General features: G+C 57.0%; 12 protein-coding genes. 6 read left to right on the top strand and 6 right to left on the bottom strand.

Going from position 1 to position 13,784, the window contains the following annotated elements:
- The first annotated feature begins 94 nt into the window (after nt 1-94).
- Complete coding sequence (locus MJ122_RS23985; RefSeq protein ID WP_239746268.1) at nt 95-1,252, top strand: prolyl oligopeptidase family serine peptidase; 1,158 nt, start codon at nt 95-97, stop codon at nt 1,250-1,252.
- Nucleotides 1,253-1,294: 42 nt separating this feature from the next.
- Here MJ122_RS23985 and MJ122_RS23980 read toward each other — a convergent pair whose 3' ends face one another.
- The 5 genes from MJ122_RS23980 to MJ122_RS23960 form a co-directional block, all read right to left on the bottom strand.
- Nucleotides 1,295-2,572: an OprD family porin gene (locus MJ122_RS23980; protein ID WP_239746267.1), complete on the bottom strand. Its 1,278-nt coding sequence runs from the start codon at nt 2,570-2,572 to the stop codon at nt 1,295-1,297.
- Between the two features lie 34 nt (nt 2,573-2,606).
- The gene (locus MJ122_RS23975; RefSeq protein ID WP_239746266.1) at nt 2,607-3,941 is read right to left on the bottom strand and encodes an MFS transporter; all 1,335 of its coding nucleotides are present in this window, start codon (nt 3,939-3,941) and stop codon (nt 2,607-2,609) included.
- Nucleotides 3,942-4,134: 193 nt separating this feature from the next.
- Entirely contained in the window at nt 4,135-5,334 is a 1,200-nt protein-coding gene (fdhA, locus tag MJ122_RS23970; protein WP_169939640.1) for a formaldehyde dehydrogenase, glutathione-independent, read from the bottom strand.
- A 79-nt stretch (nt 5,335-5,413) separates the two neighbouring features.
- Complete coding sequence (locus tag MJ122_RS23965; RefSeq protein ID WP_239746265.1) at nt 5,414-6,490, bottom strand: aromatic ring-hydroxylating dioxygenase subunit alpha; 1,077 nt, start codon at nt 6,488-6,490, stop codon at nt 5,414-5,416.
- Nucleotides 6,491-6,526: 36 nt separating this feature from the next.
- Entirely contained in the window at nt 6,527-7,480 is a 954-nt protein-coding gene (locus tag MJ122_RS23960) for a PDR/VanB family oxidoreductase (protein ID WP_239746264.1), read from the bottom strand.
- 93 nt (nt 7,481-7,573) lie between these two features.
- Between MJ122_RS23960 and MJ122_RS23955 the strand changes: the two genes are divergently transcribed.
- From MJ122_RS23955 to MJ122_RS23940, 4 genes are all read left to right on the top strand, one after another.
- A complete protein-coding gene (locus MJ122_RS23955) occupies nt 7,574-8,218 on the top strand; it encodes a MarR family winged helix-turn-helix transcriptional regulator (protein WP_345772984.1) in 645 nt (214 codons plus the stop codon).
- Nucleotides 8,219-9,231: 1,013 nt separating this feature from the next.
- Nucleotides 9,232-9,837 (top strand): hypothetical protein, encoded by a 606-nt coding sequence (locus MJ122_RS23950; RefSeq protein ID WP_239746263.1) that lies wholly within the window; start codon nt 9,232-9,234, stop codon nt 9,835-9,837.
- A gap of 283 nt (nt 9,838-10,120) precedes the next feature.
- Nucleotides 10,121-10,726 carry a hypothetical protein gene (locus MJ122_RS23945; protein ID WP_239746262.1) on the top strand — a complete coding sequence of 202 codons (606 nt, stop codon included), beginning with the start codon at nt 10,121-10,123 and terminating at the stop codon, nt 10,724-10,726.
- A 243-nt stretch (nt 10,727-10,969) separates the two neighbouring features.
- Nucleotides 10,970-11,449, top strand: coding sequence for a DUF4823 domain-containing protein (locus tag MJ122_RS23940; RefSeq protein WP_239746261.1), 480 nt, complete (start codon nt 10,970-10,972; stop codon nt 11,447-11,449).
- 226 nt (nt 11,450-11,675) lie between these two features.
- Here MJ122_RS23940 and MJ122_RS23935 read toward each other — a convergent pair whose 3' ends face one another.
- On the bottom strand, nt 11,676-12,569 hold the full coding sequence (locus MJ122_RS23935; RefSeq protein WP_239746260.1) for a LysR family transcriptional regulator: 894 nt from the start codon (nt 12,567-12,569) through the stop codon (nt 11,676-11,678).
- A 181-nt stretch (nt 12,570-12,750) separates the two neighbouring features.
- On the opposite strand from MJ122_RS23935, the gene MJ122_RS23930 reads away from it, so the two are divergent.
- Nucleotides 12,751-13,779 (top strand): alpha/beta hydrolase, encoded by a 1,029-nt coding sequence (locus MJ122_RS23930; RefSeq protein WP_239746259.1) that lies wholly within the window; start codon nt 12,751-12,753, stop codon nt 13,777-13,779.
- Nucleotides 13,780-13,784 lie beyond the last annotated feature (5 nt).

The raw sequence follows: 13,784 nt of genomic DNA, 5'->3' as shown, positions 1-13,784 counted from the left end.
AACTGACTGCTCTGAATAACGTCCTGACCTGATCGTGCCCGGCGTGCCTGAAGTTTCCGGGTTCACTTTCCGACCGCATAAGGACAACAAGAACATGTTCCGTTACTTCCCTACCAACTACGTTTGGAACCTGTCGGTGGATCTCGCCATCGAGATGGGTGCTCGCATGGGCGAAATCGAAGAGATGTGCGCCCCCCTGCAAGAAGCAGCCAAACAACCCGATGCCGCCGGTACTGCTGCTTTCCGTGAAACCTGGGCCAACATGGCCGATAAGCTCTGTGGACTCGCTGAAGAGGATGAGTCTGCAGGCCGCCTGCTTTCCGCGGGAGAGAAGTACAGTCGCGCCGCCACGTATTATCTAACCTGTGAGCGCCTCCAAGCTCACGGCGCTCCCGGTCGTGAGGCCCTGTACCAACGCTTCCTGGATACCTTCGCTCGAGGCATAAAGCTGTCGAAAGAGAATTGCGAGCGCGTCGAAATCCCGTACGAAGGCAAAGTGATCTCTGGTCTCTACGTCCGCGCCGAAGGCATTGAGGGAGCGGCCCCGCTACTGGTTCAGGTAAATGGCCTGGACTCTACTAAAGAAATGAAATACCGCGTCGGCCTGCCGGCCTGGTTGGCCAAGCGCGGCGTATCCTCTCTCATCATCGATCAGCCAGGCACCGGTGAAGCCCTACGACTGCACGGGCTGACCGCTCGTTACGACAGCGAGCACTGGGCAAGTCGTGTGGTCGATTGGCTGGAAACCCGTTCCGAAGTGGACGCAAAACGTATCGGCATGGAAGGTGTTTCGCTGGGTGGTTACTACTGCCCCCGCGCGGTCGCTTTTGAGCCTCGATTTGCCTGCGGTGTAGTGTGGGGCGCTAACCACGATTGGCGTGATGTCCAGAAGCGTCGCCTCGAGAAAGAAGGCAGCTTCCCTGTACCGCACTACTGGGCGCACGTTTGCTGGGTGTGGGGCGCGAAGGACATCGATGACTTCATGCGGATTTCGGAGAACGTGCATCTGGATGGCGTCCTCGACCGCATCAAGGTTCCGTTCCTGGTCACCCATGGCGAGAAGGACTCGCAGATTCCGCTCAAGTGGGCGCACCGTACCTTCGAGCAATTGGTGAGCAGCCCGAAGCGCGAACTGAAAATCTTCACAGATCGCGAAGGTGGCGTTCAGCACTCCAGCTTCGACAACAGCATCAATGCCGGCCAATTCATTGCCGACTGGGTTGCCGAAACTCTCGGCGGTCATACCGCATGAGTTCAGGCTCTGCCTGCGCCATGTGCGGGCAGAGCCTACCGCTCACCAGACCTTGATCGTGTAATCCACGTTTATCCGCGTCTCGTTGTCGCTTCGGAAGGTCGAGGCCGCTCCTTGTTGGTTTCTGTAGAAAGCCTCTCGCACCCGAAATGCTAAGCCCTTGGCGGGCCCGGATTGGATGACGTATGCAAGTTCGAAATCTTTGGTCGACTCAGTGAGATCACTGCCGCCCAACGCTGGTAGGTCAATGCTGTCGCCGTGCAGGTAACGCATCATACCTGTAAGACCGGGAACCCCCGCCGCAGCAAAGTCATAGTCATACCGAACAGCCCACGTACGCTCTTTCGGGTTCACGAAATCCGCACTCATGGTTCCGTCACTTAGTACCACCGGTTCACCGCCTGCAATGTAGGGAAATGCTGTATCCCCAAATTGCCGCATGTAACCGACGCCCAGGCTGTGGCCACCCCAGAGATAACTGAACATTCCGCCGACATTGAGATTATCGACCTTCCCGCCTCTGGCCTGACCATCATCGCGGCTGTTGAATACGCGAATGTCTGACTTCAGCTTTCCGTCCCCAAGCGGCAGCGTGTGAAGCACCCCAAGGAAATCCTGGGTGTAGATGTCACGGAGCTCTGCATGGAAAAGTCGCAAGGTCAGATTGTCAGACCAGCGATAATCACCTCCGTAGAAATCAAACCGCTCAGATGTCGCTCCGGGCCGGAAGCGACCGTTGGGAGATGCCAATCCGATCGGCTGATAGTCTGTCGAATCGCGCAGATTGACCCTATCCATGCGGCCGACGTGGGCCGTGAGGCCGTCAATGTCATCGGAGATCATGTAGGCCCCACGGAAGGACTGCGGGAGTAGCCGCGCGGGGCTCGCATTAATGATGGGCAAAGCGGGAAACTGTGTTCCCACAGAAAGCTTGGTCTTCGAAATCTTTCCCTTCAGTGCCAAGCCCAGTTCGGAGTACTCATCCCGCGCTTCTCGCGTCACGGGGTTGTACGAAAGCAATTGGGTGCCCGTCCTGTCAGGAGATGAGTCGAGCTTGAGGCCCAGCATTCCGATGGCATCAAGACCAATACCGATCGTACCTTCAGTGAAGCCCGAATTTGCTCTGACGATGAATCCCTGGGCCCACTCCCTGGCAGCTGAATATGGCGTTTCGCCCTTGTAGTCCCGATCCAAGTAAAAGTTTCGGGCGGTGAGAGTTAGGCTACTGTCCTCTACGAATCCCGCGCTAGCTCCTTGCGGAAGTAAAGCGAAGAGCGCCCCCAGGCCAGCAAGCCCGAGGCTAAAAAACTGATTGCTCATAGGTGTCACCTTATTGTTTTTATGGGTGAACGAATCAAGCTGCAGGTTTGAGGGCGACGTGCGGCGTTGCTTGAGTTTTCATGAGCCAGACGATGACTGCCGCGACGACAAAAGCGGTGGCGAACAGCAGGTAGAGATCCGCAGGACTCCAGTTGGCGTCGATTAACCGGCCCGCAACTAACGGAGAGAGAATTGCCCCCGCGCGGCCCATGCCGATACCCCAGCCCAACGCTGTGACGCGTTGCTCAGGGCCGTAAATGCTTGGGGTCAGCGCGTACAACCCCGCTACACATCCATTCACCAGCACGCCAATCATGAGCACAAGACCAAAGGCTACGCTGAGGTTTGAAGTGAAGTGAACGAACGCGGCGAGGAAGAGAGCATTAAGAATCAGATAGCTCATCAGCACTCGCGACAGGCGATACCGGGCCGCGAGCAGGCCTATCAGTGAAGTCCCAACAATACCCCCCACATTGAGAAGTACTCCTCCGGTGATCCCTTGCTGGTTCGACAAGCCTGCAGTGACCAGAAGCTTCGGCGTCCAGCTCATGACGAAGTAAAAGCCGAACATCACCAGGAAGAAGCCAGCCCATACCAATAGTGTTGGTCGCAGAAGCTCTTTCGAAAACAATCCGGCAAACGTCTGGCGTAGCGAGGACTGGGTGCCCTGCTCCACCCTAGGCATGTCTGAGATCTGCTCGATGCCAACTCGGCTCAAAAGTTGGTTAATGCGAGCCAAGGCATTTTTAGGCTGACGCACAACGAGGTAGGCGATGGATTCAGGGAGCAGGAAGAACATCACTGGCAGCGTGAGCAGCGTCGCTACACCTCCGTAGAGGAAGACAGAGCGCCATCCCATATGCGGAATTATCTGAGCAGCAATCACGCCACCGACGGTTGCTCCCAGCGCATATGCAGTCGACTGCAGGCTGATCGCAAGGCTTCGCCATTTCTTGTTGGCGTATTCACCGGCGATAACGTAGCTGCTGGCCAGCACACCGCCAATTCCCAATCCTGTCAGCAACCTCAATGCACCGAGCATAGTCACAGAGGTCGATTGCGATGACAGAAGCATCCCGATACCTGCGATCGAAATGCAGAGCAAAATCAGCGGACGGCGTCCAAATCTGTCTGCCCAGGGCGCGATGAAAAGTGATCCGAGCGCCATGCCGATCAGACCAGCGCTGAGTAAATAGCCGAGCTCTATGCCGCTAAGCCCCCATTCACTCGATACAGATGCCGCGGTGAAAGCCATCACCAGCACATCGAAGCCATCAAGCATGTTAATGAGGAAACAGAGGGAGATGACTACCCACTGAAATTTGCCCATGTCCTTCTGATCAAGCTGAACGCTGATCGACTGGCTCATTTGATGGCCCCCCAAGTCGCTGCTTGAGGTTTTTCGGAGACGACCGTAGCCGCCCTGCTAAGGAGGGAGCGTGAGATTTTCATCGGAAACCTTTTTGTTTTTGTTATGCGTGCAACGCAAGGGCTTGGCCAAATGGGCCAAGCGCTGACAAGCTGCCACCCCGTGGCAAAGAGGCGGCAGCCGGTGTGCTAGGTCAAGCGGCGCGGAACAGGTTGTGCGGGTCGATGACGAATTTCTTCGGTACGCCGGCATCGAATTCGCCGTAGCCTTTAGGCGCGTCGTCCAGGGTGATGACTTCCACACCGACGATGTCGGCGATCTTGATGCGATCCCACATGATCGCCTGCATCAGCTGGCGGTTGTACTTCATCACCGGGGTCTGGCCGGTGTGGAAGCTGTGCGACTTGGCCCAGCCCAGTCCGAAGCGGATGCTCAGCGAGCCCTGCTTGGCAGCCGCGTCCACCGCGCCCGGATCCTCGGTAACGTACAGGCCTGGAATGCCGATCTTGCCGGCAACCCGCACCACGCCCATCAGCGAGTTCAGCACCGTGGCCGGTGCCTCGTGCTGCGAGCCCGAGTGTCCGTGGCCGCGAGCCTCGAAGCCCACAGCGTCGACCGCGCAATCCACTTCCGGTTCGCCCAGCAGGTCGGCGATCTGCTCGTGCAGCGGGGTGTCCTTGGACAGGTCGGCGATCTCGAAACCCTGGGCCTTGGCGTGAGCCAGACGGGTCGGGTTAACGTCTCCGACTATCACCACGGCAGCGCCCAGCAAGCGCGCCGAGGCGGCGGCTGCTAGGCCGACGGGCCCCGCACCAGCGATGTACACGGTGCTGCCCGGGCCGACACCGGCAGTTACCGCACCGTGGTAGCCAGTTGGGAGGATGTCCGAGAGGCAGGTAAGGTCGCGGATCTTCTCCATAGCTGCGTCACGGTTGGGCAGGCGCAGCAGGTTGAAGTCGGCGTAGGGAACCATAACGTACTCGGCCTGGCCGCCGACCCAGCCGCCCATGTCAACGTAGCCGTAGGCGCCGCCGGCGCGAGCCGGGTTGACCGTCAGGCAGACGCCGGTGTGCTGCTCCTTGCAGGTGCGGCAGTGGCCACAGGCGACGTTGAACGGCACCGAGACCAGGTCGCCGATCTTCATGGTTTCCACCCCGCGGCCGATCTCCACCACCTCGCCGGTGATCTCATGGCCCAACACCAAACCTTCCGGAGCGGTGGTACGGCCACGCACCATGTGCTGGTCAGAGCCGCAGATGTTGGTGGAGACCACGCGCAGGATCACCCCGTGATCGATCTGCTTGCCCTGCGGATCCTGCATTTTCGGATAAGGGATATTCTGCACCTCGACCTTGCCAGGGCCGAGATAAACCACACCACGATTTCCAGACATATGTCCTCCATCTATGCGCCGTTGGCGCCCTGTGAGATGTGTTGCGAGGAGGCTGTTGTGGTCGCCTCCTGGTTGACCATCAAGATTCTTGGCGCAGTTGCTCAATGATTTTGCGAGCCCGGTTGGCGCCGACGTCGACATGGATATCGATCATCGGCCCAACCCCGAACTCGACCATGTTTTGGTACTGAGCTTCGATGACGACCTTGTCTTCATCGAAGGTCATCGCGGTCTGTTCGACGACCTTCGCCTTGATCTCTTCGTGATTGCTCTTCGGGTTGGTTGCGATAGTCCAGAAGTAGTGACTGGTGTTTTCAGTCTCAGGAGTTACGCCATGGAAGCCCCGCATGTGGAAGCCGCCACGAGCAGGATCATCAAGCGAGTCAGTGCCGGCATCGACCGCACCAGTCCAAATACGGAGGTGGGTGACGTGGAACTCAATTTCTTGCCAACGATCGACATTGCCCTTAAAGGGATAGGCCGCCGTATAGGTGGGTGGTGGCACCGAGTCCGGCATGTGACGGACGACCCGCACCGTCTTGTCATCGCTCTCGACGCGCATCTGTGCGTTCATGTGGATGCTGGCGTTCCCGCCAATGGTGCGCAGATGCACGTATCCCAGATGGCTCAGATCAAGAAGGTTGTCGTGGATGAGCTGGTAGGGAGCGTCGTAGTGATAGACGTCCCCCTCGTAAAGATACTCGCCGCTAGTGTGGACATCGTAGGCCGGCGGTTCGCAGGTCGGCTCTTTATGATCGGCACTGCCGAACCAGATCCATAGGATCTGATCGCGCTCGCGAACGTGGTAGGCAGGAACTTTGGCTTTCGTCGGAACCTTGGCCTGTCCTGGCACTTCCAGGCATTGCCCGGCGCCGTTAAACAGCAGGCCGTGGTAACCACAGCGAACGCCCTGCTCCTCAAGCGTGCCGTGCGACAGCGGCAGAGCTCGGTGGCAGCAACGATCTTCGAGAGCTGCGGGTTGACCATCAGCAGTACGGAACAGCACGACCGGCTTGCCGAGCAAGGTTCTGCCTACCGGCTTGTCTTTCAGCTCCCAGGCAAATCCTGCGACATACCACTGGTTCAGCGGGAATTTTGGCAGCTCGGCAGGAGCTCCAACCTCATATGCGAGCGACTGAGCTTGCGATGTACTCATAGCGATCTCCAGCTATCAGGAAGTTCTTGTTAGGAATCACAGATCCAGGACTAAGCGAGGACTGCGGGAGCGGGAACAGCACGGTGTAAAACTGTCGTTTCGCGCATGCTCTGCGGCGTTCATGTACTGATCGCGATGCTCTGGTTCGCCTGCCAGAACTCGAGTAATACAAGCTCCGCAGATGCCCTGTTCGCAGGAGCTCTCGATCTCGATGTCGTGCTCCAGCAACACTTCCAGAACGGTCTTTTGCGCAGGAACCTCAATCACGCGGCCAGAGCGCGAGAGCTCGATCTCGAAGGGCTGATCACCTTCAAGCACCTGCGGGGGCGCAGCGAAATCCTCGCGATGGATTTGCTCATCAGTCCATCCGGCTGCTTGCGCCGTGGATTGAATGTGCGACATGAAGCCCGACGGCCCGCAAACGTAGAGCTGATCACCCTGCCGCGGCGTTGCAAGGATCTGTGCAGCGTCCAGACGCTGTTCAACTGGGCCGTTGTCGACGTGAAGAAAAAGATGCGGCGCGAAGGGAACGTCACTAAGAAGATCGAGGAACGCGAGTCGCTCAATCGAACGACCACAGTAATGGAGTTCGAAGCTCTTCCGTGCCACGAGAAGTGTGTGAGCCATAGCCAGGATAGGCGTGATGCCGATGCCGCCGGCAAACAACACATAGCGCTCGCCACTCAGATCCAAATCAAACAGGTTGCGGGGAAGACCGATGGTCAGACTGGAGCCTTCCACGACATCAGCGTGCATGCCTTTGGAACCACCTCGGGACGCCGGTTCGTTGAGCACCGCTATCACGTACCGACCCCGCTCTTGCGGCGAATTGCACAGCGAGTACTGCCGAATGACACCTGGAGCGACATGAACATCGACATGCGAACCTGCTGAGAAAGCGGGCAGCTCCGAACCGTTGGCTGCTGTCAATTCGAAGCTGCAGACGCCTTCCGCTTCAGCGGTTTTCCGAGAGACACAAACTTTGAGCATGAGCGTAACCCCACCGCAGATTTGCAGTGTTTGAAAGCAAATGGACGTTCAGCCGGGTTCGCCAGCAGGGTGCCGGATTACCGGGAGAATGGAGTGAGCGTTGAGATCAGAAAGGGGGAGATAGGACTAGGCAAGACATGGCACGGCACCTCTATTTTTATTGTCGTGTCGCGAGCGCTTATGATGCGGTCGCGGAATCTTTGTGTGATTCTCATCCTAAGCATTTTAGTTGCGATGTCAACCAATTCGACCGCCGAGCAGGAACCGTTCGTCATGCGAGACACCCCTTTGAACCTGGATCGGTACGTACCAGCGCTACTCACGTTCCTGACCAACAAGATGTCCAGCGGCGCATCAGCGTGCTACCGCAAGCACTTCAGCATCGGGATTGTGGAATGGCGCCTGTTGGCTTTGCTTGCCGTTGAAAACCACATCAGCGCCAATCGAATGGTGCAGGTTATTGGCCTAGACAAGAGTGCTGTCAGCCGAGCGCTGCAGGTTCTCGAACGTGATGGGCATGTAGTGACCGAGGTCGATGCAAAAGACGCGCGTCGTTATACCGTCGCCCTTACGACGTCGGGACGAAAGCTACATGACCGTGTGCTGGTGACTGCGCTGGAACGCGAGAGGCTTCTTCTGGCCGCACTGGACGATAATGAGGTCGATACGCTGATCGACTTCCTGCATCGTATGAGCGGGCAGCTCGACGCGATGAATGCGGTGGAGCCAGAAGAGTAAAGGCTGCGGTCAGTTGGCCGAGCTCTCCGTAGCCGATCTCAAGCAACCTGCCCAATTAGGGGGAGCACTTTAAGGCTGCCCCCAGGGACACCGCCTACAGCTGCTGACCGGTGCCCCACAGGTAAGTTGGCGACAATCAAGATTTTTTGTTAGGTCATTTCACGTGGTGCCTGGGCGAGCTGAGCGATCGCCTGCCACTCTGGGGGGCGTCAGCTGCGGCTGCAGAAATTGCGATAGAGCTGCGACTAAAAGCGAGGCCGAAATGGCTCGGCGTCATCATGTCATTGGCGGCGAACCAACCTTTCCACTGTACAGATTGACCATCACTCTGAATCAGAGTCTGCCCGTATAGGTCTTGTCCGGATAGCCACCAAAGGTGGAGCTCCCAATAGAAAGCACAGCATCAACGCTCTCGCCCTCTCAGCCTAACGAGTGAGGAGAAGCCGCTTGTCCTGCTCACGGCTAAGCCTGATTGATAGCTGCTGCGAAGCGATTACCTCACGCATAGCACAGCCGCCACTCGGGACGGACTACTCCTAACACAGGCGCTTTTTTTAAAAATTGAGGGCTCTATTTTGTAACCAAAAGGCCGATCAATCAACCTCACGTTTGCCATCCCACTACCACTATCTCAGTGACAACGACAGGCGCTATTCACAGTAGATAGTTGAGCGTCGGCACTGCACCATCAATAAGCGTACCAAGGAGAAGTTACTCCCCCTACCGGCTTGCACAGTCAGCAGTAGGAGCCTGGACATTTTCTTGAGCATTCACTCTCGGCTCAACTCCCAGTTCCTCTATTCTGGAGAGCCATAGTTTACTCTTTGCGAGGCGAAGAGTTCGGCTTGATAGCTCTAGTCGACCGTACTGCAGGGTCACCGATGTCACTCCGGGTCACCTTCCACCGGAAATAAAAAAACTCGTAAATCGTTAAAGGTTCTACTCAATTTTGCCGATAAGTAATTTAGAGAACGGAGTCTCACAGTTAGTCGACAACTCAACGAGGTGAACTCTTGAAATACCTATCCCTCGCGCCCCTTCTTGGTGGCGCCTGTGCACTAACCCTAGCCATTTCGGCGCTCGTAAATGGGAATTGGCTGAGCGCCGTAGCCCTGGCAATTGCGAGCATTTTGTTCGCGCTGCGGGGTTTCCTCGGCACTCCGATGTTTACCGACATCCCCATACTCGAGATGGGTGCCGCTGTGTTCACATTGATCTCCTTTATCGCCGTCTTTGATGAGAACAATGCTCTTCGATCAGAGGATACGGCTGCACACTCGGAACTACTCATGAAATTTACCGAGGCCAGTGCTAGCCCAGCTGAATGCGCAAATAGTTACAAAAGTGTTAGCACTGCACTGTATGCCGGGGTGAAGGCCTGCGCACTGCAGGATGGCAAAGACCTCACCAAGGCAGTGTCTGCATTAAAAAAAGCCGAGGCCTTTGGGCCGACTTTGAGCGTGGTGGATGGAATCATCAACTCCTCAGGCCAGAATTCCTCTGACTCTTGTTATGAAAGCTATCTCACCGCGAGAAGTCTTTGCCCAGAGGTAGTGGGATCAATCTCTGCAGAAACCATGCGTCTCATTAGAGACTATGAAAGCAGAAGAACCGATTAACTAAAGCTAAAAGTCAAATTTCACTCACTAGCAACCCCGGCAGCGCGTGCTGCCGGAACCTAACGTCCGCATTTGAACGCCTCCTCCATCGCCACACGGCCATTCCCGAGCGAGCTCTTCAGCGGATTAGATTATTCGACGCGAGAAAGCGATCAGCTAATTTACGGGGGACTAGCCCACCTGGACACCAACTTGCGGCCCTTTAGCCCATTTGCTAGAAAAACACTCCCAATGTGCCACCATTGATCAAGGCATTGATACCAACGACTCAAGGAGCAGAGCGATGACCCATAGAGCCTCAGCACTGGTTGTTTGCGCTCTCATCGTGACAGGATGTACCGGTCATATTGTCAATAGGCCTGATCTGCCGTTGGCATGCCGCCAAGTCGAAAGACTCTCCTCTGACGAACAGAAGACGCTTGCAGAGAGCGACGAGAAAGTCTGCTCTGGGGTGATCTACTACCCTCTCGCTGAGGTCAAGGAGACCTATTGGTACGACCGCATTCTCGACAAGGACGGTAAGATCACGCGTCATGCAGGGGGCATAGGCCAAGAGCGCTGCGCGGCCGTCGAAATAACAGAGACGAAACTCGCGCCCTCCAACTCCGCCAGCCTTATCTCTTATGACCCAGGCCTACTGGAAAATTCGAAATTTACGGTTGGCTTGACTCCCGCCGGTACTCTCGCATCCGTTGGCACCGACTCCACTCCCATGGGTAAAGCCGCGGCTGAAGCTCTGTCCTCGATCGTAACGTCAATCAAGGTTTTGAAGATCGACGCCAACATCATGTTGGAAAATGGCAGCCTGCCCCCTTACTGCAATGCTGGCCGACTTCCGTTCAAGCCGGCTACTGTGCCAGAGCCCAAGAAAGGCGGAAAACTGTCCTAAGGCGTTGGGGGCGGCTCTTAAATTGCCCCTAACGTGAAGTCTTCCGGGGGGCCGGCAGCAAACGGTCATCCAAGCGCTGTAATTCCATGGCGAAATAATGGCGCACGCCGGTAATCTTTGAGCCCGGTAATCTCACCCTCCCCAGAGGGTGGCTGCACATCACTCTAAGGAAAGAAGATGATCTCGGTTTCAGTCTCAAGACTTCTAGCAGTCGCAGCACTCGCAGTCTCGTCAGTGGGCTGCATGGACTCGACTCATTTCGTCAAAGACGACAAGTCGACCGGCCTTCCCGCCCACTCAAGCTACTACGTGGCTCTTCCTGAAGATGGGCTGTACGGCGCGAAGTCCTACCCTGGCTCGGGCAAGATGACCTCCAGCATCATTAAGTCCGCACTTCAGAAAAACTCGCAGAAGGTGACGAGTTCGAGTCGCGTTGAGGACTTCGACCAAGCCCTCAACAGCGCCCGTATCGGTGGCTACAGCTACCTGGTTTTTCCGACCATCCTGCATTGGGAAGACCGCGCTACGGAGTGGAATTTCATGCGCGATAAGGTCGAAGTAAAAATCGACATCGTGGATGTCTTCTCCGGCGAAGCGGAGAGCTCCACTGTGATTGACGGTAAAAGTGGGATTGCTACCCTAGGTGGCGACCATCCTCAAGACCTTCTCCCAGATCCGATCAACGAGTATATCCGCTCAGCACTTTATGGCACCGCTCGGTAGATCGCTACCCGCAAGATCTGCAGACATCTACCTTTAGGCAGCTCGCATGCTTTTCGGGGGTGCGCCGTGCACATGTGGCCAGATCTGTGGTCTCTTCAGCGCGCTTAGCCGCCCTGGAAATTGCTTGTTCATCGACTTCTGGCCGAGAGCTGCCTTTGCCTAGGGGCCGCAAACGGCCAGAAGCGGACATAACGGGCAAAATGGAACCGATCCCGTTGTTTTCCACCTACTTCGTCAATCGCAACGCCTCGAGTACAAGAGCGAAAGCCGGCGAAGGTTGCCTGCGGCTGGGGTAGTAGAGGTGATAGCCGGAAAACGGCTCGCACCAGTCTTCCAGCACTCGAATCAACCGGCCCTCTTCAAGGTGAGGGTCAAACTCGTCTTCGGGCAGGTAGGCGATGCCCAAGCCTGCGACGGCGGCGTCGGCGATGTGGGTGGTGGTGTTGAACACCAGCTGCCCGTCGACCCTCACCCTCAGTTTCTTGCCTTTGCGCTCGAACTCCCAGGCATCCACTCCGCCGTAGGTGGGAAAGCGGATATCGATGCACCTATGCGCAGCCAGGTCGTTAGGATGCCTGGGTATGGGGTGCTCGGCGAAATAGCTGGGGGCGGCCACCACGGCCATGCGCAGATCGCCGCCGATGGGCATGGCAATCATGTCTTGCGCCACCGTACCGCTGAAGCGCACGCCGGCATCGAAACGGTCAGCCACGATATCTCGGAAACCGTAGTTGATATCGAATTCGAGCTTGATGTCTGGATAGGCCGCCAGAAGGGGGATCAGCTTGGGCAGCAAGGTCGTCTTGATGATGTTGTCGCCACAGGTGATACGAACCTTGCCCGCCGGCTTGTCGCGCAGCTCGGTCAGGGCATCCAGCTCGGCTTCGATCTCATCGAAACGGTGGCCGATGGCGTCCATGAGCCGTTCACCCGCCGCCGTCAGCGAAACACTGCGGGTGGTGCGTGTGAGCAGGCGAATCTGCAGCCGTGCCTCCAACGCCGACACAACCTGACTTACCGCAGATTGGGTTACGCCCAGGTGTGCTGCTGCACGGGTAAAACTGCCCTCGCGCGCCACCGTCACGAAGGCTTGCAGGTCGTTGAAATTATGCCGAGGCATGCGTCCATCCTCTTATTCAGTAGCAGAGGTTATAGCGGCTTTCAGCATTCATTAGCTAATCAAAGCCTCACTCTTTCACGACAATGCTCTCGGCCCTCTTGTACTTTTTTGCACGCGAGCGGGCCACGCAATCGTCAGAACCCCCTCGACGATCGATCTTCAACCCGTGAGAGATGACCCAATGAAGAGACTTCTCGTAGCCCTGGGCCTTCTGCTCAGCTCGGTCACAGCCCTGGGAGCCGATATGTCCAACGGTGCAGACAATTTTTTCAAGAGCGACAAGGTGACCATGGAGAAGGTCAGCTTCATGAACCAGTACCAGATGAAGGTCGCGGGCAACCTCTTCATCCCCAAAAGCGTAGGTACCACCGCCCGTAGCCCGGCAATCATCGTTGGCCATCCCATGGGCGCGGTTAAGGAGCAGAGTTCCAACCTGTACGCCCAGAAACTGGCGGAGCGAGGCTTCGTGACCCTAGCGCTGGACTTGTCGTTCTGGGGTGAGAGCGAAGGCAGCCCACGCAACGCCGTTCTCCCCGACCTCTATGCGGAAGATTTCAGTGCGGCTGTCGATTATCTCGGCACCCAGGCGTTCGTGGATCGGCAGCGCATCGGCGTGCTGGGCATCTGTGGCAGCGGCAGCTTCGTGATCAGTGCGGCCAAGATCGATCCGCGCATGAGAGCTATTGCAACGGTCAGCATGTATGACATGGGCGCCGCCAATCGCAATGGGCTCAAGCATTCGCAAACGCTGGAGCAGCGCAAGCAGGCAATCGCAGCAGCGGCCGAGCAGCGCTATGTGGAGTTCGCCGGCGGCAAGACCCAATACACCAGCGGCACTGTGCACGAACTGACGAACGATACCCACCCGATCCAGCGCGAGTTCTTCGACTTCTATCGCACGCCTCGTGGCGAGTTCACTCCGGCAGGCTCCAGTCCCGAGCTGACCACCCACCCGACGCTGACCAGTAACATCAAGTTCATGAATTTCTATCCGTTCGCGGATATCGAGACCATCTCCCCACGCCCGCTGCTGTTCATTGCTGGCCAGAACGCCCACTCGCGCGAATTCAGTGAGGAGGCATTCCGTCTGGCAGGTGAACCCAAGGAGCTCTACATCGTCCCCAACGCCGGACACGTCGACCTGTATGACCGCGTGAACCTGATTCCTTTCGACAAGCTCACCCAGTTCTTCCAGAACGGCCTGAAGTGATCCGG

Source organism: Pseudomonas sp. DP-17 (assembly GCF_022380625.1).
Taxonomy (GTDB): domain Bacteria; phylum Pseudomonadota; class Gammaproteobacteria; order Pseudomonadales; family Pseudomonadaceae; genus Pseudomonas; species Pseudomonas nitroreducens_A.
Note: the sequence above shows the minus strand (reverse complement) of the source record. Positions and strands in the feature narration are given on the sequence as shown.

Bases quoted from the DNA above. Each gene is read 5' to 3' on its own strand.
- MJ122_RS23975 (WP_239746266.1), bottom strand. From the start codon at position 3,941: ATGAGCCAGTCGATCAGCGTTCAGCTTGATCAGAAGGACATGGGCAAA.
- MJ122_RS23940 (WP_239746261.1), top strand. From the start codon at position 10,970: ATGGACTCGACTCATTTCGTCAAAGACGACAAGTCGACCGGCCTTCCC.
- MJ122_RS23965 (WP_239746265.1), bottom strand. From the start codon at position 6,490: ATGAGTACATCGCAAGCTCAGTCGCTCGCATATGAGGTTGGAGCTCCT.
- MJ122_RS23985 (WP_239746268.1), top strand. From the start codon at position 95: ATGTTCCGTTACTTCCCTACCAACTACGTTTGGAACCTGTCGGTGGAT.
- MJ122_RS23935 (WP_239746260.1), bottom strand. From the start codon at position 12,569: ATGCCTCGGCATAATTTCAACGACCTGCAAGCCTTCGTGACGGTGGCG.
- MJ122_RS23930 (WP_239746259.1), top strand. From the start codon at position 12,751: ATGAAGAGACTTCTCGTAGCCCTGGGCCTTCTGCTCAGCTCGGTCACA.
- MJ122_RS23980 (WP_239746267.1), bottom strand. From the start codon at position 2,572: ATGAGCAATCAGTTTTTTAGCCTCGGGCTTGCTGGCCTGGGGGCGCTC.
- fdhA (WP_169939640.1), bottom strand. From the start codon at position 5,334: ATGTCTGGAAATCGTGGTGTGGTTTATCTCGGCCCTGGCAAGGTCGAG.
- MJ122_RS23945 (WP_239746262.1), top strand. From the start codon at position 10,121: ATGACCCATAGAGCCTCAGCACTGGTTGTTTGCGCTCTCATCGTGACA.
- MJ122_RS23960 (WP_239746264.1), bottom strand. From the start codon at position 7,480: ATGCTCAAAGTTTGTGTCTCTCGGAAAACCGCTGAAGCGGAAGGCGTC.